We start from the raw sequence: 19518 nt of genomic DNA on the forward strand, positions 1-19518 counted from the left end.
TTTCCTCCTTATAAAAAGTATGCGGGAATAAAAGCCACTGCGAAGTATGGCACCAGCGGCTGCTTCTTCGCCGCGCTCTGCCGCAGTGCCGGAAATGCACGCATGACAAGGGATGTCAACAGGAGCGCGGCGACCATAAAAAAGAATCCCGTGAGTACCCGTCCAACTCCCAACACAAAGCCTACCGCCGCAGCTAACCGCCAATCCCCGCCGCCCATCAGGCCAAAGCCTGCGCAGAGGTAGAACGGGAGCATTGCCAGCAACGCTCCCAAAAGGGAGGCGGGGCTGATGGAGATCAGCCCCGCCAAAGCAATGACGATGCAGACGATGTTGCTGACGGTCCGGGTCTTCAGGTCATCCACTGCGGCGAAAATGAGTCCGCCGCAGAAGAGGATTGCCTGCGCCCAGTGCATCAGCCATTGTAGCTAAACATTTCCGTGATCTTCTGGGTTACCGTAGGCATGACCGTATCGTTCAGGATGGCATAGAGGCCAGCCAGTACCAGCGCACCCAGCACAACAGCGATCAGCACCTTGACGGCAGTGTCGATGTAGCCCTCACCGGCATTGCCGCAGACGGCACGGTGGTTGAAGGCAAGCACGGCAGACGTGGAATTGACCGCGGCGGTCTTGACGCAAGTGGCAGCGGACTTGGCGGTATGGGTGATCTTCTTGATGAACTTCTTCATGAAATATTCCTCCTGTAAATTCAAAAGTTTTTTGTTGGTGAGTTCGGTCATTTGCGTGTCGCGGGAGGCCCGCGGCCCCGCGCAGACGGCAAAAATGCCGGACGGTCACCTCCCGTCCGGCTCATAAGGTCATATTGATGCATGGATCCTGCTTCTGCTCGAACCGGATCGGCTGGAAGCCTACCCGGTCACAGTAGTAGAATTCGCTGCCGGAATCGTCGTACAGCTCCACCACATCCGACAGTGCCATTCGGTAGCCCTGATATCCGGGAGGCGGAGCGTCCCGGCAGATGGTATAGATCTGCTCCAGATCGCTGGTGCCGAGGTCGCCGTCGAATACGAGCGTGTAATTCCCGGCATCCGGCTCTCCGAACTTCCGCACCTGATCTTCGTACCCAATGAAGCGCATCGCCACATCCACATCCTTTTTGAGCTGCCAGATGCGGCAGCCCTTTCGCGGTTGCACCGGTTCTTCGCCGGTCACCTCGCCGGATACGAGACGGTCAAAGATTCCGTCCTCCCAACGGGGCGTCAGATTCATGCGGCTCAGATATTGGGTGAGCTCGTCCGTTCGGAACATTTCATCCACCACGGCGGTATCCTCCTTCACATAGCCCACAGGATTGCCGTAAAAGATGAGCCGATTTCGGTTATCCACGGTGAATCGCACCAAGTCTCGTCACCTCCTATCACACCGTGGCGCTTACATCTGCTGTTCCATGCCCTGCGTGGGCGCGTCCTCGCTCTGCTCCATGCGTTCCTGCAGCTTCTGTTCGTAAGCGTCGTTGACCGCGTCCACCAGCGCAGTTCTGGCCTCGGCGGTGACGGCATGGAAGGTGTCGTTATACACCGTCTCGCCGTTTTTCTTGTAGGACTCCTGGGGCATGGAGATGAAGCGGCCCTTGTCCGTCTCAATGACACGGAGACCGTGGACGGCAAATGCGCCGGCGATGGTAACGCTGGCATAGGCTTTGGTTTTGTAGTCACCGTCCACCATGCGGTCGATCCTCGCCTCGACCTGGGGCGCAGGGACTTCCTGCTGTTTTTTCTTCTGCGTTGCTGCCATAGATTTTTCTCCTTTCTGTTACATGGATTGGTTGTTCATACCGGGGGATTCAGCGGCTTCTTCCTGCTGGAGCTGCGACAAGCTCTCTTTGGCCCAATCGGTCAGGAATTTCTCATCCAGCACGCCGACAAACTCATCCCGGTTCCACCTGGTCATTTCACCGTCACTCAGACAGGTGCAGCGCACCGAGCGCCCAATAGCGTGGGGACTGCATCCGAAGCCGTCGTGGGCATACCACAGCTGGTTTTCTTGGCTCCAGCAGGACTCTTTCAGCGTATCGGGGCTGAGTACCAGCACCTTGCCGATGTAATCCTGCTCGGCACGGTCACCAACGCAATGTTCCGGGCCAAACAGTCCCAGCTTTTGATAGGCTTCCCGATAGAGGTCTACGAAGCCATCCAGTATGGCGGGATGACTTCGGACGGTGATCTCGGCATTGTGCCGCTCGTCCTGCGGAATATATCGCCGCGCCGCCCACTGCTTGTTTGCTCTGCTGAAACGCCCGTCCCAGGAAAGCTCCTGCAGGGTGGTGGCCAGTACCCATTCCGTGCGCTTGTAGCCATATTCCGCAAGCACAGGTTCGAGGCAGTCCTTCTTCAGGTGCATCCCGTCGAAGTTCTGACGGATCGTCTCCTCGATGGCATTCCGGCAGGCAACATTGGCATGGAAGCTCTCTCGCCACATGGGGAGCTGATTTCTTTTCTTAGCCTCCTGTACCGAGTAGGGGTAGAGATAGGTTTCGTTCACTTTACTGTTCTTCCTCCTGTATTTTTCGCATCACTTATCGTAGATGACATTGTCCTCCATCAGCGCATCCTCCAGCGCGGACAGGCAGCAGCCGCACTGATGCAGAGCGAGCAGAAGCTCGGGCGGCACATCGGAGAGGTCGTGCTCATAATCTGCCTCGCACACGCTGATCTCGCCGGAATCCTCATCCACATAGCAGTCCAGTTTGGCATCGCCAGCCAATCCGGCATCCTGCCGTGCCCAATCAGGAATAACCACAGCGGGGCGGATCAGCTCGGTGATTGACTTATCTCGGTACGCACATTCTTCGCTGCAATTCGTGCAGTCGCCACAGGTGAGACAGAGCAAGGTCATAAGCTCGGCAGCTCGCCCAGTCAGCGACTGTACTGTGCTGAGGAGCTCCTTCGCTGTCATCCTGCCGCTGGTCACAATGACTGCGCCCGTGGCCGCTGTGAGCTCCAGCCTTTCCGCATTCTGGAGCTTGGCCAGCTTCAGAACGGCATTGGAAATGCTGATATCGTTCTTCGTGGGGTATTTCATAAAATTCATGAGGGACCCTCCTTTAATTTGTCGTTTTGATTGGTCTTTCTGGCTCATGGATCAGTTCATATCTGGCCTCACTGCCGCAGTTCAGCAGGCTCTCCAAACTGAGCTGCCAGCAGGCTTTGCGAGGATCATAGTTGGTGATGATGACTTCCTCATATTCACTGCCTGCCATCTGGGACATACTGTTGGGGCGCACAACACGGAAAATGTAGAACTCCTGATACAGCTCACAAATGTACGGGCAGTAGTTGTAGGACAACATGACATACCCTTGGCAGTTCAGAAGCGTATCATGGAGACGCTGATGATTTTCCTTGGGGAAGGCTACCTCATAGCATTCGGCCTCAAAGTACGGCGGGTCACAGTAGATCCACGCATCGCCCCGGTCATACTGGCGGATGACATCCTCGAAGTCCTTGTTCTCCACAATGACATTCGCCAGCCGGCGGGAACACTCCCAAATCAGGTGGAAGAAGCGGCGGATGTCGCAGGGCTTACCTCCGAATGATTTAGAACTGCCGCTGAAGCTGTACCGAACCAGTTTGAAGAAATCTGCGGCGCGGCGGACATCTCCGCGGGGAGCACGCTCCAGCAGAAGAGTGCGGATGGCTTCGGCCTCGGGCGGTTTGAGCAGGATCTCGGTCAGTTCCATTTCCTCCTGCAGGTAGTCATCTGTGATCTCGCCCTTGGAGAGGAACTTGTACAGGACATTGAAATCATCCCGCGTATTCAGAGGCAGGAAGCCCAGTTCCGCCAGCAGCGCTAAGGGCCGGTTTTTCACGCAGCAGAACAGGTTGGTTAAATTGCTGTTGAAATCGTTGTAGACCTCCATACAGCCCTGTTGGATAGGTCGGCTCATGGTCACCGTGCCGCTGCCGCCAAAGACATCGATGAAACGGCTGTAGTGATCTGGCGCCATCTTGTTGATGATCCACAGCAGCTTGCTCTTGCCGCCCACCCAGGGGATACAGCTGTTCAAGGGACATCACCCCCATCCAGCGGGAGAGAAAGCTGACCGGTGTCAACATAGTCCGGCAAAGCACTGGACAGGCCACGCTCCGCAAATGCGATTTTCTTGATTCGGCTGCGGAGCTGCCGGATGGTGCGCTCCAGCTCCTCGGCAGTGGCGGCGTAATAGTAGCCGCCCTCAAAGCTACAAATGGGAATACCGTCACCGCGCAGGGCGTTGATCTCACGGCGCAGCTCAGAACCACGCATTTGGAAGCTGCACTCCAACTCTCGGCTGGTGACGGCATTTGCCTCGCCCTTGTGATAGTGTTTAAGGTATTTCGCAAGAGCTTCATTGATTGCCATAGTTCCTCCTTTCCGGAGCCGTTATCCCGGAACAGGAGACAAAATGAGCGCAAAAAGAAGGGGCCGCTTTTCCCCATCCGGAAAAACGGCCCCTTGCTGTGATATTTTTTATCCGTCCCGTTCGTTTAGAACGGACGGCGTTCTATATGCTCCTGTGAAACATACCGCATCTCCCATATACTTTAAGAACGGATACCGTTCTAAAGGAGACTACTGTATGGACCAGATAGCGTTGGGAAAACGAATCAAAGCAGCCCGTGAAAAAGCCTGCATGACACAGGAAGAGCTCGCCGCCGCTGTAGATTACAGCGTTGATCACATGAGTGTAGTAGAGCGAGGCGTGAAGGCTCCAAAACTGGAGAAGTTGGTCGCCATCGCCAATGCACTCAATGTTGGAACAGATGAACTCCTTCAAGATGACTTGAACACGGCAACAATGCTTCATGCCACGGAAATCTCCGAACGACTTAAGACGCTTTCTCCAGAAGGACAGCGTAAGGTAATGAACGTACTGGATGCCCTGATTGCAGAGTTGAAATGATAATTAGCACAGAGGTTTGCATTTTTTGCAAGCCTCTATTTTTTTCGGCAGGGTTCGACGATTTCTTTCAAAGCTCCTGTGCTATTGTGGTTCTAAAAGAACGGTTTCCGTTCAAAAATAGCAAGGAGTGATTCTATGAAGAGAAAGAACATCTGCGCCGAAGCAGCACTGCGAGAAGTGGCTCACAAAAACCATACTACCGTGGAAGAAGTGCGGAAAGAGATTCGGCTGGCGATGATAGCGGCGATGTGTAATCCAGACCCTGCCATACAGAAAAGATGGAACGCGATTCCTCGTGCTGGCGACACACTCACGCCGGAGGATTTCATTACATATGTTGCAAGTCAGTGTCGTTAAAAACGGCATTACGCATTTCCATAGTGGCTCGATTAGGTCCTTTGCTTATTCCATCGTCATTGCTTGTTCTTGAGTTTCCTGCACCGGCGTCTGCATCGGCTGATAGTCCTCCCGATGCAGCAGACCGTAGGAGGTAAGTGCGGCATTGTCATCCTTGATGATCTCGTTCCCGTAGGCGAAGAGATTTACATAAGGCAGGAGCAGTTCTGCCGAGTGGGCATCCATTGTGAAGTTCAGTTCATCAATGGCCGCCTCCTGCGGCGAACTGATCTCCGGCGTGAGGATGTAATCTCCGATATGCTCGGTAAGGCTCGCGGCGGCAGTCAGATTCGTTACCTCGAAATGTTCCAGCAGGGCTTTCAGCTTTGGAAGCTGCTTTTCACGGGAAGGCATAGCCTTCACAGATTCCGCAAAATCGTTGAAGGCATCCATCTCCATTGGCAGATCGGCAAACTCTGCCGCCTGTGGGATGATCCCGTCATAGTCGAGAACCACGACACCCTCCCAGCCGTCCGCTCCGATCTGCTTCTGTGCATTCCTCAATGCTTCAGCAGACGCAGGCAATTCCAGCGTAACGGTCCGGTCATCTTCAAGGTCGGGATGCAGGCCAAGGGTGAGACGGAAGAGGTATTCCGGCTTTTCGGGAAGTTCCTTGGCGCAGGGCGGTGCGGTGACCAGTTCACTGTGCTGCACCACATAGCCGTTCCGTGTGAATATGCCGTTTTCGCCGGTACGCAGGGCTTTGCCGATTTTGCCAAAATCCAGCATCTCGAACACATCGTCGGAGAGTCCGTCCAGTTCCTCCACGAAGCCGTTTTCCGCATAGAAGCGGCCCAGCTCTGCGTCACTGGTTGCGCCGACCACATGGCAGCAATCCGCACCGGCGCTGACCGCCAGATTTTTCATGTCTTGCATGGTGAGGATGCCGCCGTTGGTTTCTACCTTTCTCTGGATCTCCAGACGAAGCAGGCCGTCAAAGGCTTCCTGCTCCGTTTCATCCAGCACAGCCAGCTGACCTGCAAGATCGTTCAGCTCATTAAGGCTGGCATCCAGTTCCATCAGGTGAGGGGCGAGATATTCGAAGCCGTAGTAGTCATCGATCTCCAGATACAGCTCCTCGTTCTCCTGAAGCTGCACCTTGTCCATTGCATCGTGCAGTTCCCACGGGGAAGCGGGCAGTTCCAGCCTTGCGTGGGCCTCACTGTTGGGTGCGTCCAGTTTTGCCAGGTAGATGCCGAATATCTTTTTAGCCAAGGTTCATCCCTCCCATCTGCGGCTCGGCCTGCTGATAGGAGAAGGGATCCGCACCGGGGATATCCCAGCCGTGCATGCTTCCGCACTCCATGGCCAACCGCTGCGCCTGTGTCACACCAAGCCGCTCGTTGTTATAATCGGCCAGCTCACGGTTCTGGGCAGAATCATCCGTAGACCAGTCGCTGGGGTAGTAACCGTTCTCGCCGCGTTTGATGCAGATCAGTTCTCCTGTGCTGGGGAGTACCGAGAAGCACAGCTCCGGCAGTCCCTCCGCCAGCTTCGGTGCAAGGCGTTCCTGTTCCGTTTGGATGCCCCAGTCATCCGCATTCCAGAGGTGGACATACAGCTCACTTCCGCCATCCACGAGAATCGCCTGCTGTTCAAAGTGTTCTCCCCAGCCATCTGATGCCTGTCCGGCGATGTACTCTTTCAGGGTATCCATCTCCGCCGCACTCAGCTCACCGGCGATGCGGCATTCCGCAACACCCCAGAGCTTTCGGTCACGCTCCTCTACGGTAAAGACCGCAGAGTGGACCTTGGTATTCACGCTATCAGCCTCGTGGTACCAATGCATGAGACCGCGCTCGGTTTCCTCCGGCATCCGATTCTTGACCAGCTCGGCCATGATCTGATCCTGATAGCCTCGCAGTGCATGACCATCCAGTTCACTACTCTCCGGTTCCAGATCCCCGTACTCGCTTCTCTCATAGAAATCCGCAGTCAGGGGCATATACAGCTTCAAGGTGGTCAGCTTGGGCGGCAGCACTGAGAAGCTGTCCTCACCGGGGACGATTCCCAACGCCCTGCCGTTATCCCACTTCATGTGGATCGTGCCGATGTCATCCACGAAGTCCACCTCGCCCTCCGTACCGGGGGTAATGGGGGCATAGGGATCCTCCATAGAATTGAGGCGGATGCGGGTACCAGGCGGATACTGTTCCTTGATGAAATTCACCATTTTTCTGTCCATATTCGTGTCCTCCTGCATGGTTTGTTCTCCGTCGTAGAATTCAAATTCATAGATCACGCCGCGGTCTTTGTTCCGCAAATCCTTTACCTTGACCGTCGTCCCGTCGAAGATATAGGCATCGGCTTTGGCGAAATCTGTTCGGAAACCCTTGCCGCCGTTATCGGTCGAAAAGCGGCTGTTGGGCTGATCTTTGATTTTAGAATAGAAGCATACTGTCTGCACCGTAGTCACGACACGGGTCAGCCCCACCAGATCAGGGTGATTTTTCTGGCTGAGCGTCTTAAACTCTACGCCAGGTTGGATGAAGCGCTTCAGTTCAGCGAGATTTTTGACTGCAACAGGCTTTCTCTGCTTATCCGATCTCTCCATGTTCACATCCCTCCCAGCGTCATATTGGGGCCGGGCTGCAGCTCGTAATCTTCCTGTTGGCGGGGATTTTCCTCGCCGTAGAGGTCGAAGACGATATCATCCACAGCCGTGCGGACGGTGGGATCGTCGGTCAGCACCTCATACCGAAAGCCTGTGGTCGGGCGGTATGGCAGCTCTTCCTGCATACATTTCAGGAAGGCTTCGGTATCGGTAAAGTCCTGTGCATCGCCATTGGCATAAGTGACGCGGCCCACCAGCGACTTTTCCTGTGCCATGTTCTGCCGCTGGACATCCAGATCATAGGCTGTCAGATACCCGTTATAATCACCAGGGGACGGATTGCAGCGCAGGCAGTAGCGGTAATGCTCGGTTTCCACGATGTAGCCGTAGTTCTGCACATAGCCTCCGGTGATTTTGCCGCCGTGGTCATAGCAGAATCGCTCCATGGCGAAACGGCTTTTCAGGACGTCCTCCCGCATCGTGTCAACGACTTCTTGAAGCTCGGCCTTGAACGCAGGGCTGTTCAGCTCCTCCGGACCCCTCGGCCACCAGGTATGCCAGAACTCATTTCCGCTGCGACCGAAGTCCATGCGGATATGGCCGATAGTACCCCGCCGCTTATCTTCTTCGGGGTGCGGAGTATAAAATAGGCCCGCCTCATCTGGGCGGGCCGGACGGATATGGAATCTGCTCATATTTTCCATCATTTTCACCTCTTTCTTATGGTATAGCTACACAACATAGCACACATCGGCAGTAATAGCTACTGAAACATTTGCTGTCCCTGTGTCTGTTCGGGAAAAGGTGACTCTAAACGCCGCAGCCGACCAAACTCCGTTTCTACCACATGGTCATTTTCCATGCAGTCAGTACCATACTTTTCAAAGTCCATGTAACCTTCCAGTTCGCGGACGGCCTCATCGTCCAGTCCCAGCGTTTCCTGCAAGCGCTGCTGACCATAGCCGTAGGTATCTACGATGCGCTGGTAGTTATCCAGATTCTGCAGGAGCTCTAAAGCTCCGCGCAAAGTTTCCGGCTTCTCGGCATCCAACACAGCGGCATAGGTCAGAAGCATCCCGTCCTTCTGCCAGATGCCTTCCAATGCTTCCGCAAAGTCGTTGTAATCCTCTACGGCAGGGCAATCCGTGTCGCAGATCAGTTCTCCAATATAAGGTACCTTGAAACGAATATCACGGAGCATCACATCCGCAAAAACATCGATATCAAGGTAAGCCTTCACAGCATCGAGGTATTTCTCGTCAGCTGGGAGGACGAGGGTGTAGTCCGGTTTTTCATTGACGTGCAATGTCATGAGGAGCATTTCATCCCGGCTCTCGTCCCTCCAAGGCTCTGCCGGTGAGAGATAACTGTGGTCGATTGACATATCCGGAGTCAGCAGGCTGCGTGCATTCGGGACAAAGGCGCTGTAGCGGGCGTAGTTATAGCCCTGCGGATCAACGAGAAAACCGTCCGTTCCTTCCGCATCAAGGATGAGCAGGCAGTGCCTATCACCATCATCGTGCCGGATAGCATTTTTGTTCTCTGCGATGAAATCATAGTCCGCCAGCAGCGCACGGCTGAACTGCCGAAACCGTTGGGCGGGCAGCTCGATGACCTTATCCACGACACAGGCTTCGCCTTCATATTCAGACTGCTTTCGCCTCAGTTCTGCCTGAATGATCATGCCATACCTCCCATCTCCATGTGACTACTCTGACTGCCATCCATGATCTCCGCCAGACTGGTATAGCCTTTGTAGGCGATATAGCCTCTGCCTGTAAACATTCCGTCCTCCTCATTCATGCGCTGCAGAGCGTAGCCTTCATAATCGTAGAACTCGTCCAAATTCTCATCGTAGTCGAAGTGACCGGACCGCTGGATCATGTACTTCCCATACTCTGCCGGGGAATGTGCGCCGGGAGCGAAATCGAACAGGTCGAGATTCTCCACGAGATTCTTGACCTGTTCTGCATTCTGCGGCTTTGCCAGCGTTATCACAGCGCCCAGCTTTTTCATGTCATCCGAGGATAACTCATCCGCTGCCTGTGCCAGTGCATTGAGGTCCGCAAGGTTTTCCTGTTCCATATCCAGCAGCACATCCACTTCATCCGGCAGTTGAGTATCCTCCAAGCGAAGCCGGACATCCGCAGGATCCGCGATGCCCGCACGCTGGAGAGCTCGGTCGATCTCCTCCTGCGCCATGGGAAGGTACAGCCATGTGATATATTCTGTGTCCTCCGGCTCGGTTTTGGAGGTCACCGCAACGGTGATGGCGTTCGGCTCATAGTAGTAGCAGGGGAAGAACCGGCCGTCGTAGACCTGTTCCAGCTTCATGCCGTTGTCGTAGACCACGCCGTAGGGAGTGATCGTGCCGCTGCCGTTTTCAATGAGCTGCCGAGCGGTTTCCTCGCCATTCAGTTTGTTCAACTCATCCACGCTTGCGCTGCCGCCGTGCAGGTTCATGTAGTGGTCCCGCCCAATGACAGCGAGGTCAGAAAAATCCGTAATGACGGTGGCCTGTTGGCAGCAGAAGGTCAGGTTGATCAGATCCTTCAGTTCAAAAAGCTCCAGCTTGTGGGCCATCGCCTGAAACTGTGCGGCTTCGCCGGTATCAAAGCTATCCAGCCGTTTGGCGAGGTAGTTCAGCTCCTCCACATTGACCGTAAGCATCTCCGTGCGCTTAAGCACAGAGTAAAAGCTGTTGATCTCCTGCACCTGGCAGTCGGCTTTGACTGCATCGCCAATCTCCAGAGCCTCCAGGAGTTCCATGCAGTGTGCGTACTGGTCATGGGGGATGGGGAACGGGATAGTTGCCACACCGTATTCCGGATGATGCGGATTGCCGAGCACCGCTTGTATCATCATGTTTCGTCAACTCCTTTTTCCAAATTCAAAACCACATCTCCGTACTTGGCCATCAGCAGTGCGCCGGTGATCAGGTGGAACGCCTCATCTGTGACCAGTTCCGGAGATGCAAGGTCTGCAAGAGTGATATTGCAGCAGCCGACCGCAATGGCCTTTGCCGCCTGGTAGACGCTGTATAGCTCCGGCTCGATCCCTCCGAGACAGACGCTTTGGAAGTCAAAGCCGTCGTTCCCGCATTTCCAGACCATCCTGCGCCAAAGGCTCTCATACGCCGTGAGCAGGAAGAGGGCGGCTTTGTTCCGGTCGGACAAGCGCCAGCAGCGTTCTCGCCAGTGTGTCCATCTTCGCCGGTGGGCATCGGACAGGAAGAATCGAACCTTTCTTTCTCTGAATTGCTGACGCATCCGTTTTCGGAGCTGCGATCCCATAGAGGGTGCGAAGCAGTCCCTCACGAACGAATTCAACTCCAGTACGCCTGCTTCGATCCGTTCCTCCAGGCAGGTGCATTCGCACAGGCGGCACGGATGCTTGCGGACATAGTTCTGGCAGTATTCGCATGCCACATCTTTGGGCGTGTAATGGAATGGGCTGCGGTATATCCCACCGCCTCTGGGTTTTTGACCGGGCTGAGACATCATCAACTGCTCCAGCGCCTGCAGCGGCGTGTCTCGCATGAAATAGCGCGGCATAAGTGGACTCCTTTCTGAAATGAAAAAAGGCCGGAATCTTATTGCAAAGACTCCGGCCCTACCGTTTGATATTACATTGTCTGTCCCTGCGTCGGTTCCGCGTCCTGCTGCTGGATACGCTCCATGATGTCAGGCAGACACTCCTCGATCTGCTTTCGTACCTCCTGAATCGTCTTTTCCTGATCGTATGACAGTTCAAAACCGCCCTGCAGGGTGTCCGTACAGCAGCGATAGATCTCAATAAGCTGCTCCTCCCGGAAGAGCTGCTGCTTGGGGATCAGTCCGGAGCGAACGGCAAAGTCCCGCTTCGCCGCGTCATAGTTGCCGGACGAATATAGACCGGTGTAGTAATGACCATGACATACGCCCTTGCGGTCAAAGCTCCAGTCCCAAGTAACGAACTGGGCACCATATTTGCTCTGGATACCGGCCAGCACGATGCCATTGAAATCTGCCAACACCTTGTAGCCGTCCTCCAGACCGTCGGCTTTCAAAGCGGGCGCTGTCTCCATCTGGCGCATATATTCCGCTGTGGTTCTGACAATCTCATACACCTTGTCCTTGGCGGCGATTCGCTCCGGCTCGTCAATATCCTCATTGCGGTAGGCAACACCGCCGCTCTCAGTTACTTCACAAAGCGGCGAACCGTCAAGCAGGATACACAGCCTGTCAGTGTGAACTTCGTCCAACTGGAACCCCTCCTTGGCAAGGACGATTGCTGCTTCTCTGAGGTAACAGACCTTTTCTTCTGCGCTGATGCTCATATAGCTCCTCCCATGCATAAAAAATAAAGCCGGAGCGATCATGCTCCGACCTACAAATGCAGGCGCTGCGACCAGCGCCCTTTTTGAAATGAAAAAGGGCGCCGCTTTCTTAGTCCGTCAGGACCAACAAAACGACGCCCAAATCTTTATGATTCTTTTTTGAGAAAAATACCGCTGCCAGCCGGAAAAATCGCCGCTCAAAAAGGGCGCTGGCTGAATGTATCTGCCAGAAGGGAGAAAGTGCCCGGTTCGAATCGGGGCAGACGCTCTGAAACAGCGATTTGCATCTATGGTTTGAAAGAAAAAATCCGGGCCCGAAAAAGCCCGGAAACGGTTGATGCGCCTGGCTTTTCGCCAGACGCATCTATACCGTTTAGTTAATATGGAGGTGACACCCGGATTTGAACCGGGGAATCAGGGTTTTGCAGACCCACGCCTTACCACTTGGCTATGTCACCATTTTGAAAAAGACGCCTTAACTTCAGCGTCTTTTTCTTTTGGAGCGGACGACGAGGCTCGAACTCGCTACCTCCACCTTGGCAAGGTGGCGCTCTACCAGATGAGCTACGTCCGCATATGGTGCCTCCGATCGGAATCGAACCAATGACACGGGGATTTTCAGTCCCCTGCTCTACCAACTGAGCTACAGAGGCAAATGTGGCGACCCGGAACGGGCTCGAACCGTCGACCTCTAGCGTGACAGGCTAGCGTTCTAACCAGCTGAACTACCGGGCCACATTTGGTGGGGACAATAGGACTCGAACCTATGACCCCCTGCTTGTAAGGCAGGTGCTTCGTTTTGTGGGATTGCTGTTGTCGTTTTATAAATTTGAATAAAAGCAAGCAAGATACAAATAATATTGACAATTTGCTTGACAGTGTATACCAAACAGCATATAATTTCATTGAAAGGTAGTGATTATATGGCAACTGCACCTACTCAAATTCGTATTGATTCTGATGTAAAAAAACAAGCAAATGATTTATTTAGCCATCTGGGGCTTGATATGTCAAGTGCAGTAAACATTTTTCTTCATCAATGCATTCTTCGTGGAGGTCTTCCGTTTAGTGTTGAAATGCCACAATTCAATCAAAAAACACTGGATGCCATGGAAGAAGCTAAACGCATTTCTCAAAACCCCAACATTGAAGGGTACAAGACCATGGATGAATTGAGAAAGGCATTGGAAGATTAAGTGTATACAGTTAAATTTACCAATGCTTATAAAAAGAGTTATAAGCTTATGAAAAAGCGTGGTTTAGACTTGTCGCTCCTTGATGAAGTTGTCGATACACTACGTCAAGGTAAGCAACTCGACTCAAAATATCGGGATCATGGATGTGGATACAGGTTCCCATTCCGATATTTTGAAAATTTAATCTCTCATCATTAAAGCAGAACTCCACATGAGCTCTGCTTTTTCCATTTAGCCAAAAACCGGAAGTACTTCCGGTTTTTTATATTTTACCCGTATAGCAATGCGGAGACTTTATTACAGGAGGACATTTACATGTCAATTAAAATTGCTATCACAAACGAAAAAGGCGGCTGCGGAAAAACCACAAGTGCCGTCAACATTTCGGCCATCCTCGCCGAACGCGGCTACCGTGTGTTGCTTGCGGACGTTGATCCGCAGAGCTACGCAACCATGTACTATGGTCTGTATAATGCCGATGATCCGTCCTTATATGACGCCATCACCGGTGTTTGGCCGGTGAATGACGCCATAGTAAAAACCGTTTTTGGTGTGGATGTATTGAAATCGAACACTAAATCGATGAGGCTCGAAGAAATGCTCACAGAATATAAACTTCGCGGCAGAGCATACAACGATTTGCTTTCTAAGCTCCTTACACCGATTGAGAGCGACTACGATTACATTATTATAGATTGTCCGCCGCAAGGCTATAAGCTTCTCGAAAACGTACAGCGCTATGCAGATTACATCTTGATCCCGATGATCCCGGACGAATTTGCACTGCACAGCTTACGCATCAAAGCCGAAAGTCTCATTGAAATTCGCAGAACGATCAATCCGCACCTCCGGTTACTTGGCGGCTTAATTATCATGGATGAAAAAAACGGAACAAAAGCCATTTACCGTGACGCCCTGCAATCGCAGGACGTCATTCCTTTTTTCAGCGCAACCGTGCGTAAGAACATCACTTTGAGCCGCGCCATCAACGCGCACGAGCCTATCAATACATATGCAAAGCACTGCAACGGTAATATCGATTACCAAGCGGTCGTAAACGAAATCATCGGGAGGGTCGAGAAATGAAAAAGCTAAATCTTGGAAACATCAATGCCGGTTTGAGCACCATTAAGGAACTGGCCAACGAAAATGCCGGTATTGCACGTGATGAGCTGATCGACGTCTCCTTGATCGACTTTGCAAACAAAAACACATACGCCGCAAACGACACGAATGACAGCATCCGCGACTTAGCAGACCAAATTGAAACCGTCGGTTTGCTGAATCCTCTCGGTGTGATCCAGTCCGGCAATCGTTACAAGCTGTTTTCCGGTGAACGCAGATACCGCGCCATCACACAGTACCTACACTGGGACAAAATCCCGTGCAGAATTTTTGAAGGCGTTTCGGCCGGACGTGCACAACTCATGCTGCACATCGCAAACGGCGGACGCGATTACACGGCCGAGCAAAAGCTAACACTTTATGAAGAATACCGAGAGTTGCTGAATGAGCTAAAGGCATCCGGTGAATTTAAAGGTGGCATACAAAAGGGTGTCGCCGAACTGATGCATGTCTCTGACCGGCAAGTCCGCACCTACCGCACAATGTCGGAACAGCTTACCGAGCCCGAAAAGGTTGATCTTGCTGCCGGAACGCTCAAATTTGGCGAAGCACAGAATATCGCAGTCGAGCGAGCCGCCAAAGCAACGCAGCCGACAGTAGCAAACGCCACAAAAAGCGGAAGTACTTCCGCTTTTTCGAGCAAGACCGAAAGCACAAAGAGCTCTCTAAGCCCGGAAATGCGCGAAGACCTGCTCCGCAAAGTCATCATGAGTGGGTATATTTGGAACTGCGAAGATCTGTTAGATTATTATGTTGAGATGATGCCTACACCGCAGGAAGCCGTGAAAGATATATTAAAACCCAAATACGGCTATCATGGCGGCACTTTAATTATGAAGCATTTTAATGGCAGTTATGAATGCACATCATCAAAGCTTATTTTACAAAACGGTGCAATGCAGACGATTGCAGCCTACACCTATAACGAGGCAGACACCATGATCCGCAAGCTGTACCGAGACGGAGAGCTTTGCCCGGAAAGGCAGGATGCAAAATGAGAGTTACAAAAGTCGATGTTACTATTCCGAGCAGTGGCTATTACCTTGGCTACGTCAGTTTGGTTCTGGATAATGCGTACACCTTAAACGGTGTGCGCATCACCAGACGAGCAGACGGTGGGTTACAAGTCTTATATCCGCATTTGGCCGAACGCGAAGGCAAGCGCCGCCAAATCTTTGCTTTTAAGCCAATGAACCCCATAGCACACAAACGCATCGAACAAGCTGTGCTATCCGCATATAAAGAAGAACTGAGAAAAGCCGGAAGTACTTCCGGTTTTTGAACTTTTGAAGAATTGTATATACTCTCTTGATAGATTTTCATAAAATACAGAAAAGTACTTAAAAACATATACGATGAGGTCTCTAAATGAACACTAAGCGTTACACCCTATCTGATGCGCACAGCACGCAGTTTTATCAACTCCCGAAATGGCTTGTGGCGCTTCGCGTAGAGGCAGAAATCAGCAACGAAGCAATCCTACTGTATACTTACTTGCGAGATCGCGTACAGCTGAGCATTACAAATAAGTGGATCGACGATAACGGTGAAGCTTACCTCTACTTTAAGCGTGAACAAATGGAAAAACTGCTTGGGTGCAAAAAGGATAAAGTGCAAAAAATTATTAAGGAGCTCAAATCCGTAAACCTGCTCGATGAAGTCCGGCAAGGGTTAAATCAGCCAAATCGCCTCTACCTGCGCTACCCCGATAATTCTGAACTCATAGAAATGAGTATCGATTTTGAAGATGAAGACGAAGAAAACGGTGAGCAAGAGCCTGAAAGTCCTGAAAAACCCAGTGATTATGCGGAGCGCGGAAAAACCGCACTCCGGAGTACTGAAATTCCGCAGTCCGGACTTCTGAAAAACCGCACTCCGGACTGCGGAAAATCCGAAGTCAAGAGTGCGGAAATATCGCAGTCAAGAGTACTGAAAAACCGCAGTCTTGACTTCTGTAAAACCGCACCTAATAAGACTGAGTATAATAAGACTGAGTATAATAAGACTGAGTATAATAAGACAGACAGTCAGAGCGATGGCAATTTTGATTTTTTGATGAATGCAGATGTTCCGGAGGATTTCGCGAAAGCCTGCATCTCTTTGATCTGCGAAATTACTACTACTCCCTTATCGACTGTCCGCATCGGTAAGCAAGTGCTTCCGAGCACGCAAGTATGCCAAGCGTTGCACAGCTTAACGCCGGAGCATTTGCAGGCCGTCTACCGCATAACCAAATATTCTAACAATGTACGGAAACCTAAAGGGTATCTGCTTGCATTGCTGTACAACGCCGCCCAAGCTGCGCCGGAGAGTAATCTCTACGCGCAGTTTTTTGCTATGCCGCCGGAAGAACACAAGCCCTCGTTTGACATCAAACTCTACGAGAAATACGATATTTTCGATTACTTAAACGAAGAAAGGAGCCCAGAACATGGAACATGATCTTGAAGCCTATCGTAAGCAATGCGCCGGCATTTGTGCGGCAGTGCCCAAGAATTCGACAAATCTCAAGCTATTTCGTTGTAGTGGGCCTGATCAAACGCAATTCTTCGAAATATATCTTTAAGCCCTCTTATTAAATCTATAAAATGGACTTGCACTCGGTTGAATACACTTATTTAGTACCCCTGAAGAATCAAATTTTCTGCGGTGCTGTTGATTTCATTGCATGAAATGGGTATAATATGGATAGAATGTTACTACCGCTGCAATTCAAGGAGGTGTCGCTATGAATATTCGTCCATCCGCAGCAATTCGCCAGAACTACAATGAGATTGCCGATATGTGCAGAAAGACCGCAGAGCCGGTTTTCCTAACCAAGAACGGCGAGGGAGATTTGGTGGTTATGGACATCGAAACCTATAACAGACGGGAAAAGATGTTAAAGCTCCGTGAGGAGCTGCTTGCCGTCGAGGAGGACAGGATGCGTGGAAGCAAAGGCTACTCTGTCGATGAAGTCACTGCGATGATGCGTAGTGCAATCAAGGAGGCGGCAGGTCATGGAACAGCAGAATAAACACCGTATGATTGTATCGGAACGGGCAACGCAGATGCTCGTTTCCCACGCCGCATTTCTGGCACAGGTCAGCCCAGAAGCGGCAGAACAGCTCACGATCGAGTTTGAAAAGACCGCAAATTTCTTAGAGCTGATGCCGCAGAGATGCCCGTGGCTCACAGGGGAATATATTCCCAGAAATGCCTACCGTTTTATTCCGTTTGAAAAACGCTATATGATAATCTTCCAGATAGTAGACGATATAGTTTACGCCGATTATGTGGTGGATTGCAGGCAGGATTACAATTGGCTTATCCGGTAACAAGAAAATAAACCGAGCATAATCGTCACTTTCATGGACTTGCACTCGGTTAAGCACATTGGCTTAGGAGAAGTGAAACGATGAGTATAATAACACTATATCACGGTACACCTAATGAATTTGTTACACCGCAATATGGTTACGGTGAAGATAAGCACGACTATGGAAAAGGCTTTTACCTTACTGAAAACATAGAACTCGCCAAAGAATGGGCAGTTTGTAGACCAACCGAAACGAATGGCTGGGTTCATAAATACGAATTAGACATTTCTGATTTGAAAATACTGGATTTTCAAAAATATGATGTTCTCTCTTGGCTTGCTGAGTTGATGAAGCACAGAGACGCAGCGGATACAAAGCGCTATAAAGTTCTTTCTAAAAAATTCATAGAGAAGTTCGGAATCGATACAAGCACATACGATGTTATAAAGGGTTGGAGAGCTAACGCTTCATACTTTTATATTGCCAAAGAATTTGTGCGCGACAATGTAGATACGGACATACTCGAAGAATTGCTATCATTAGGTGGGCTCGGCATCCAATATTGTATCAAATCCGAACTTGCTTATTCCAAACTCACGGAGAATAAAAAAGGCTTGATCCGAGTCGAGTACAGCGTGTTTAACGATAAATACAATCAACGCGATGTACGTGCCCGAGAAAACATGCACGATCTCATCGAGTCAGATGCAAATAAAGTAACAAATGTATTCAGCACATTATTTTAGAGGTGATATGATGCGAGCTTATCCAGAGGTATACTTACATGATATTGTTGAAAGCCAAGGAAAACTGTTCGATTTTGTATCGCAGAATTATCCTGAGAAAGATACATCGGATTTCATCAATACTTATATGACAAGTAAAACAAGAGAAAGTATCGATCAAGGTAAAGCCTATGTTAGCACCATGAATGCTTCCGAATTGTGGGATTACTTTCAGCAAACAGAACACTATCATCTCAAAAAAGGCAAAGCACTCAAAGGGTTTATTCCTGATTGGATAGGTGAATTTTACGCCTATTATCAATGGTTCTACAACGTCTCAAGCAAGGAGATTATTAAAAAAGTGCCATTGGATTTTTTAACAAAAGCCTACATGGGATTACACGATTTAGAACTTGATTTGGCCGTAAAAAAGGTTGGTGGAGCGCCATGAAAATCCTTTGCTTTCATAACCCTGACGAAGAAAACGGATATTTGAGCAATTGGTATTTATCCGAATTCAACGTATCCAATATCACCTTTTCCTCAATGGAGCAATTTATGATGTATCAAAAAGCCATGTGCTTTTGTGACCAAACTATTGCAAAAAAGATTTTAACCACTCATGATGTTGCTCAAATAAAAAAATTCGGGAGGCAAGTTTCTAACTATAACGAAAACCGTTGGAATGGCATCCGACAAATCGTTGTATATGAGGGACTGCTTGCAAAGTTTTCTCAAAACCTCAACTTAAAAGATCTCCTGAAAGCTACCGGCGACAATCTTCTCGCAGAATGTGCCGTCAAAGATAAGATTTGGGGCGTGGGCCTATCAATGGGTGATCCAGATCGACTGGACATAACTAAGTGGAAAGGTCAAAACTTATTAGGCTACTCCTTAATGATGGTACGCGAAAAGATATGAAAATAAAACAAAGCAGCAAAAAGGTTTGTTACCTGTACACACAGGCAGCAAACCTTTTTTCATACAGTTTTTTATGAAAGGA

29 protein-coding genes and 4 tRNA genes are annotated in these 19518 nt (G+C 50.8%); 13 read left to right on the top strand and 20 right to left on the bottom strand.

The genetic code is table 11. The features are described 5' to 3' along the window. Positions 1-8: 8 nt before the first annotated feature. From ACI0CA_RS10615 to ACI0CA_RS10650, 8 genes are all read right to left on the bottom strand, one after another. The gene (locus ACI0CA_RS10615) at positions 9-413 is read right to left on the bottom strand and encodes a prepilin peptidase (RefSeq protein ID WP_446806830.1); all 405 of its coding nucleotides are present in this window, start codon (positions 411-413) and stop codon (positions 9-11) included. Next, positions 413-688 (bottom strand): DUF6133 family protein, encoded by a 276-nt coding sequence (locus tag ACI0CA_RS10620; protein WP_446806958.1) that lies wholly within the window; start codon positions 686-688, stop codon positions 413-415. Before ACI0CA_RS10620 ends, ACI0CA_RS10615 begins: the two co-directional genes overlap by 1 nt. A gap of 121 nt (positions 689-809) precedes the next feature. Beyond that, positions 810-1358 carry a YodL domain-containing protein gene (locus ACI0CA_RS10625; protein ID WP_446806957.1) on the bottom strand — a complete coding sequence of 183 codons (549 nt, stop codon included), beginning with the start codon at positions 1356-1358 and terminating at the stop codon, positions 810-812. Between the two features lie 33 nt (positions 1359-1391). Continuing rightward, on the bottom strand, positions 1392-1754 hold the full coding sequence (locus ACI0CA_RS10630) for a SpoVG family protein (RefSeq protein WP_446806829.1): 363 nt from the start codon (positions 1752-1754) through the stop codon (positions 1392-1394). Positions 1755-1772: 18 nt separating this feature from the next. Beyond that, positions 1773-2501 (bottom strand): DUF3849 domain-containing protein, encoded by a 729-nt coding sequence (locus ACI0CA_RS10635; protein WP_446806828.1) that lies wholly within the window; start codon positions 2499-2501, stop codon positions 1773-1775. Positions 2502-2531: 30 nt separating this feature from the next. Further along, the gene (locus tag ACI0CA_RS10640) at positions 2532-3050 is read right to left on the bottom strand and encodes a hypothetical protein (protein ID WP_446806827.1); all 519 of its coding nucleotides are present in this window, start codon (positions 3048-3050) and stop codon (positions 2532-2534) included. A 13-nt stretch (positions 3051-3063) separates the two neighbouring features. Continuing rightward, complete coding sequence (locus tag ACI0CA_RS10645; protein ID WP_446806826.1) at positions 3064-4026, bottom strand: DNA adenine methylase; 963 nt, start codon at positions 4024-4026, stop codon at positions 3064-3066. Next, entirely contained in the window at positions 4023-4361 is a 339-nt protein-coding gene (locus tag ACI0CA_RS10650; protein ID WP_446806825.1) for a hypothetical protein, read from the bottom strand. The genes ACI0CA_RS10645 and ACI0CA_RS10650 overlap by 4 nt, the downstream gene beginning before the upstream one ends. Positions 4362-4578: 217 nt before the next feature. Between ACI0CA_RS10650 and ACI0CA_RS10655 the strand changes: the two genes are divergently transcribed. Together ACI0CA_RS10655 and ACI0CA_RS10660 are read left to right on the top strand one after the other, a co-directional pair. After that, complete coding sequence (locus ACI0CA_RS10655) at positions 4579-4902, top strand: helix-turn-helix domain-containing protein (RefSeq protein WP_412392007.1); 324 nt, start codon at positions 4579-4581, stop codon at positions 4900-4902. A 135-nt stretch (positions 4903-5037) separates the two neighbouring features. Then, positions 5038-5259 carry a sporulation initiation factor Spo0A gene (locus tag ACI0CA_RS10660; RefSeq protein WP_446806824.1) on the top strand — a complete coding sequence of 74 codons (222 nt, stop codon included), beginning with the start codon at positions 5038-5040 and terminating at the stop codon, positions 5257-5259. 45 nt (positions 5260-5304) lie between these two features. On the opposite strand, the gene ACI0CA_RS10665 is transcribed toward ACI0CA_RS10660, so the two are convergent. The 12 genes from ACI0CA_RS10665 to ACI0CA_RS10720 form a co-directional block, all read right to left on the bottom strand. Then, positions 5305-6513 carry an antirestriction protein ArdA gene (locus ACI0CA_RS10665; protein WP_446806823.1) on the bottom strand — a complete coding sequence of 403 codons (1209 nt, stop codon included), beginning with the start codon at positions 6511-6513 and terminating at the stop codon, positions 5305-5307. Continuing rightward, a complete protein-coding gene (locus tag ACI0CA_RS10670; protein ID WP_446806822.1) occupies positions 6506-7852 on the bottom strand; it encodes a DUF4314 domain-containing protein in 1347 nt (448 codons plus the stop codon). The genes ACI0CA_RS10665 and ACI0CA_RS10670 overlap by 8 nt, the downstream gene beginning before the upstream one ends. Before the next feature lie 2 nt (positions 7853-7854). Further along, positions 7855-8559 carry a hypothetical protein gene (locus ACI0CA_RS10675; protein WP_446806821.1) on the bottom strand — a complete coding sequence of 235 codons (705 nt, stop codon included), beginning with the start codon at positions 8557-8559 and terminating at the stop codon, positions 7855-7857. Between the two features lie 56 nt (positions 8560-8615). Further along, complete coding sequence (locus tag ACI0CA_RS10680) at positions 8616-9536, bottom strand: DUF6329 domain-containing protein (RefSeq protein WP_446806820.1); 921 nt, start codon at positions 9534-9536, stop codon at positions 8616-8618. Next, entirely contained in the window at positions 9533-10717 is a 1185-nt protein-coding gene (locus ACI0CA_RS10685) for an antirestriction protein ArdA (RefSeq protein ID WP_446806819.1), read from the bottom strand. The genes ACI0CA_RS10680 and ACI0CA_RS10685 overlap by 4 nt, the downstream gene beginning before the upstream one ends. Beyond that, complete coding sequence (locus ACI0CA_RS10690) at positions 10714-11280, bottom strand: hypothetical protein (protein ID WP_446807002.1); 567 nt, start codon at positions 11278-11280, stop codon at positions 10714-10716. Before ACI0CA_RS10690 ends, ACI0CA_RS10685 begins: the two co-directional genes overlap by 4 nt. A 197-nt stretch (positions 11281-11477) precedes the next feature. Next, a complete protein-coding gene (locus ACI0CA_RS10695) occupies positions 11478-12170 on the bottom strand; it encodes a hypothetical protein (RefSeq protein ID WP_446806817.1) in 693 nt (230 codons plus the stop codon). 109 nt (positions 12171-12279) lie between these two features. Beyond that, complete coding sequence (locus ACI0CA_RS10700) at positions 12280-12534, bottom strand: hypothetical protein (protein ID WP_446807003.1); 255 nt, start codon at positions 12532-12534, stop codon at positions 12280-12282. 19 nt (positions 12535-12553) lie between these two features. Further along, a tRNA-Cys gene (locus ACI0CA_RS10705) sits at positions 12554-12628 on the bottom strand. A 40-nt stretch (positions 12629-12668) separates the two neighbouring features. Further along, a tRNA-Gly gene (locus ACI0CA_RS10710) sits at positions 12669-12744 on the bottom strand. Positions 12745-12747: 3 nt separating this feature from the next. Next, positions 12748-12823: transfer RNA gene (locus tag ACI0CA_RS10715), tRNA-Phe, on the bottom strand. 5 nt (positions 12824-12828) lie between these two features. Continuing rightward, positions 12829-12905: transfer RNA gene (locus tag ACI0CA_RS10720), tRNA-Asp, on the bottom strand. Positions 12906-13093: 188 nt separating this feature from the next. On the opposite strand from ACI0CA_RS10720, the gene ACI0CA_RS10725 reads away from it, so the two are divergent. The 11 genes from ACI0CA_RS10725 to ACI0CA_RS10775 all read left to right on the top strand — a co-directional run bounded on the left by ACI0CA_RS10725 (position 13094) and on the right by ACI0CA_RS10775 (position 19436). After that, the gene (locus ACI0CA_RS10725) at positions 13094-13366 is read left to right on the top strand and encodes a type II toxin-antitoxin system RelB/DinJ family antitoxin (protein WP_308449901.1); all 273 of its coding nucleotides are present in this window, start codon (positions 13094-13096) and stop codon (positions 13364-13366) included. After that, entirely contained in the window at positions 13367-13564 is a 198-nt protein-coding gene (locus tag ACI0CA_RS10730; protein WP_308449902.1) for a type II toxin-antitoxin system YafQ family toxin, read from the top strand. It begins immediately after the preceding gene. Positions 13565-13681: 117 nt separating this feature from the next. Beyond that, positions 13682-14452, top strand: coding sequence for a ParA family protein (locus ACI0CA_RS10735; protein WP_308449903.1), 771 nt, complete (start codon positions 13682-13684; stop codon positions 14450-14452). Next, complete coding sequence (locus ACI0CA_RS10740; protein WP_308449904.1) at positions 14449-15489, top strand: ParB/RepB/Spo0J family partition protein; 1041 nt, start codon at positions 14449-14451, stop codon at positions 15487-15489. The genes ACI0CA_RS10735 and ACI0CA_RS10740 overlap by 4 nt, the downstream gene beginning before the upstream one ends. Further along, positions 15486-15773 carry a septation protein SpoVG family protein gene (locus tag ACI0CA_RS10745; RefSeq protein ID WP_308449905.1) on the top strand — a complete coding sequence of 96 codons (288 nt, stop codon included), beginning with the start codon at positions 15486-15488 and terminating at the stop codon, positions 15771-15773. Before ACI0CA_RS10740 ends, ACI0CA_RS10745 begins: the two co-directional genes overlap by 4 nt. Positions 15774-15859: 86 nt before the next feature. After that, entirely contained in the window at positions 15860-16933 is a 1074-nt protein-coding gene (locus ACI0CA_RS10750) for a replication initiator protein A (RefSeq protein WP_446806816.1), read from the top strand. A gap of 286 nt (positions 16934-17219) precedes the next feature. Continuing rightward, positions 17220-17507 (top strand): type II toxin-antitoxin system Phd/YefM family antitoxin, encoded by a 288-nt coding sequence (locus ACI0CA_RS10755; protein WP_308449906.1) that lies wholly within the window; start codon positions 17220-17222, stop codon positions 17505-17507. After that, positions 17491-17808, top strand: a complete 318-nt coding sequence (locus ACI0CA_RS10760; RefSeq protein ID WP_308449907.1) for a type II toxin-antitoxin system RelE/ParE family toxin — start codon at positions 17491-17493, stop codon at positions 17806-17808. The genes ACI0CA_RS10755 and ACI0CA_RS10760 overlap by 17 nt, the downstream gene beginning before the upstream one ends. Before the next feature lie 80 nt (positions 17809-17888). Then, a complete protein-coding gene (locus ACI0CA_RS10765; protein ID WP_177715799.1) occupies positions 17889-18536 on the top strand; it encodes a DUF3990 domain-containing protein in 648 nt (215 codons plus the stop codon). 7 nt (positions 18537-18543) lie between these two features. Then, positions 18544-18966, top strand: a complete 423-nt coding sequence (locus ACI0CA_RS10770) for a hypothetical protein (RefSeq protein ID WP_446806815.1) — start codon at positions 18544-18546, stop codon at positions 18964-18966. Then, positions 18963-19436 carry an NADAR family protein gene (locus tag ACI0CA_RS10775; RefSeq protein ID WP_308449908.1) on the top strand — a complete coding sequence of 158 codons (474 nt, stop codon included), beginning with the start codon at positions 18963-18965 and terminating at the stop codon, positions 19434-19436. Before ACI0CA_RS10770 ends, ACI0CA_RS10775 begins: the two co-directional genes overlap by 4 nt. Positions 19437-19518: the final 82 nt, after the last annotated feature.

It is taken from the genome of Hominenteromicrobium mulieris (genome assembly GCF_046197855.1).
GTDB lineage: Bacteria > Bacillota > Clostridia > Oscillospirales > Acutalibacteraceae > Hominenteromicrobium > Hominenteromicrobium mulieris.

Excerpts from the sequence above, each read along its gene's own strand:
- ACI0CA_RS10615 (WP_446806830.1), bottom strand. The coding sequence starts at position 413 with ATGCACTGGGCGCAGGCAATCCTCTTCTGCGGCGGACTCATTTTCGCC.
- ACI0CA_RS10620 (WP_446806958.1), bottom strand. The coding sequence starts at position 688 with ATGAAGAAGTTCATCAAGAAGATCACCCATACCGCCAAGTCCGCTGCC.
- ACI0CA_RS10630 (WP_446806829.1), bottom strand. The coding sequence starts at position 1,754 with ATGGCAGCAACGCAGAAGAAAAAACAGCAGGAAGTCCCTGCGCCCCAG.
- ACI0CA_RS10640 (WP_446806827.1), bottom strand. The coding sequence starts at position 3,050 with ATGAATTTTATGAAATACCCCACGAAGAACGATATCAGCATTTCCAAT.
- ACI0CA_RS10650 (WP_446806825.1), bottom strand. The coding sequence starts at position 4,361 with ATGGCAATCAATGAAGCTCTTGCGAAATACCTTAAACACTATCACAAG.
- ACI0CA_RS10655 (WP_412392007.1), top strand. The coding sequence starts at position 4,579 with ATGGACCAGATAGCGTTGGGAAAACGAATCAAAGCAGCCCGTGAAAAA.
- ACI0CA_RS10660 (WP_446806824.1), top strand. The coding sequence starts at position 5,038 with ATGAAGAGAAAGAACATCTGCGCCGAAGCAGCACTGCGAGAAGTGGCT.
- ACI0CA_RS10670 (WP_446806822.1), bottom strand. The coding sequence starts at position 7,852 with ATGGAGAGATCGGATAAGCAGAGAAAGCCTGTTGCAGTCAAAAATCTC.
- ACI0CA_RS10675 (WP_446806821.1), bottom strand. The coding sequence starts at position 8,559 with ATGATGGAAAATATGAGCAGATTCCATATCCGTCCGGCCCGCCCAGAT.
- ACI0CA_RS10680 (WP_446806820.1), bottom strand. The coding sequence starts at position 9,536 with ATGATCATTCAGGCAGAACTGAGGCGAAAGCAGTCTGAATATGAAGGC.
- ACI0CA_RS10685 (WP_446806819.1), bottom strand. The coding sequence starts at position 10,717 with ATGATGATACAAGCGGTGCTCGGCAATCCGCATCATCCGGAATACGGT.
- ACI0CA_RS10695 (WP_446806817.1), bottom strand. The coding sequence starts at position 12,170 with ATGAGCATCAGCGCAGAAGAAAAGGTCTGTTACCTCAGAGAAGCAGCA.
- ACI0CA_RS10700 (WP_446807003.1), bottom strand. The coding sequence starts at position 12,534 with ATGCGTCTGGCGAAAAGCCAGGCGCATCAACCGTTTCCGGGCTTTTTC.
- ACI0CA_RS10725 (WP_308449901.1), top strand. The coding sequence starts at position 13,094 with ATGGCAACTGCACCTACTCAAATTCGTATTGATTCTGATGTAAAAAAA.
- ACI0CA_RS10735 (WP_308449903.1), top strand. The coding sequence starts at position 13,682 with ATGTCAATTAAAATTGCTATCACAAACGAAAAAGGCGGCTGCGGAAAA.
- ACI0CA_RS10740 (WP_308449904.1), top strand. The coding sequence starts at position 14,449 with ATGAAAAAGCTAAATCTTGGAAACATCAATGCCGGTTTGAGCACCATT.
- ACI0CA_RS10745 (WP_308449905.1), top strand. The coding sequence starts at position 15,486 with ATGAGAGTTACAAAAGTCGATGTTACTATTCCGAGCAGTGGCTATTAC.
- ACI0CA_RS10750 (WP_446806816.1), top strand. The coding sequence starts at position 15,860 with ATGAACACTAAGCGTTACACCCTATCTGATGCGCACAGCACGCAGTTT.
- ACI0CA_RS10755 (WP_308449906.1), top strand. The coding sequence starts at position 17,220 with ATGAATATTCGTCCATCCGCAGCAATTCGCCAGAACTACAATGAGATT.
- ACI0CA_RS10760 (WP_308449907.1), top strand. The coding sequence starts at position 17,491 with ATGGAACAGCAGAATAAACACCGTATGATTGTATCGGAACGGGCAACG.
- ACI0CA_RS10765 (WP_177715799.1), top strand. The coding sequence starts at position 17,889 with ATGAGTATAATAACACTATATCACGGTACACCTAATGAATTTGTTACA.
- ACI0CA_RS10770 (WP_446806815.1), top strand. The coding sequence starts at position 18,544 with ATGATGCGAGCTTATCCAGAGGTATACTTACATGATATTGTTGAAAGC.
- ACI0CA_RS10775 (WP_308449908.1), top strand. The coding sequence starts at position 18,963 with ATGAAAATCCTTTGCTTTCATAACCCTGACGAAGAAAACGGATATTTG.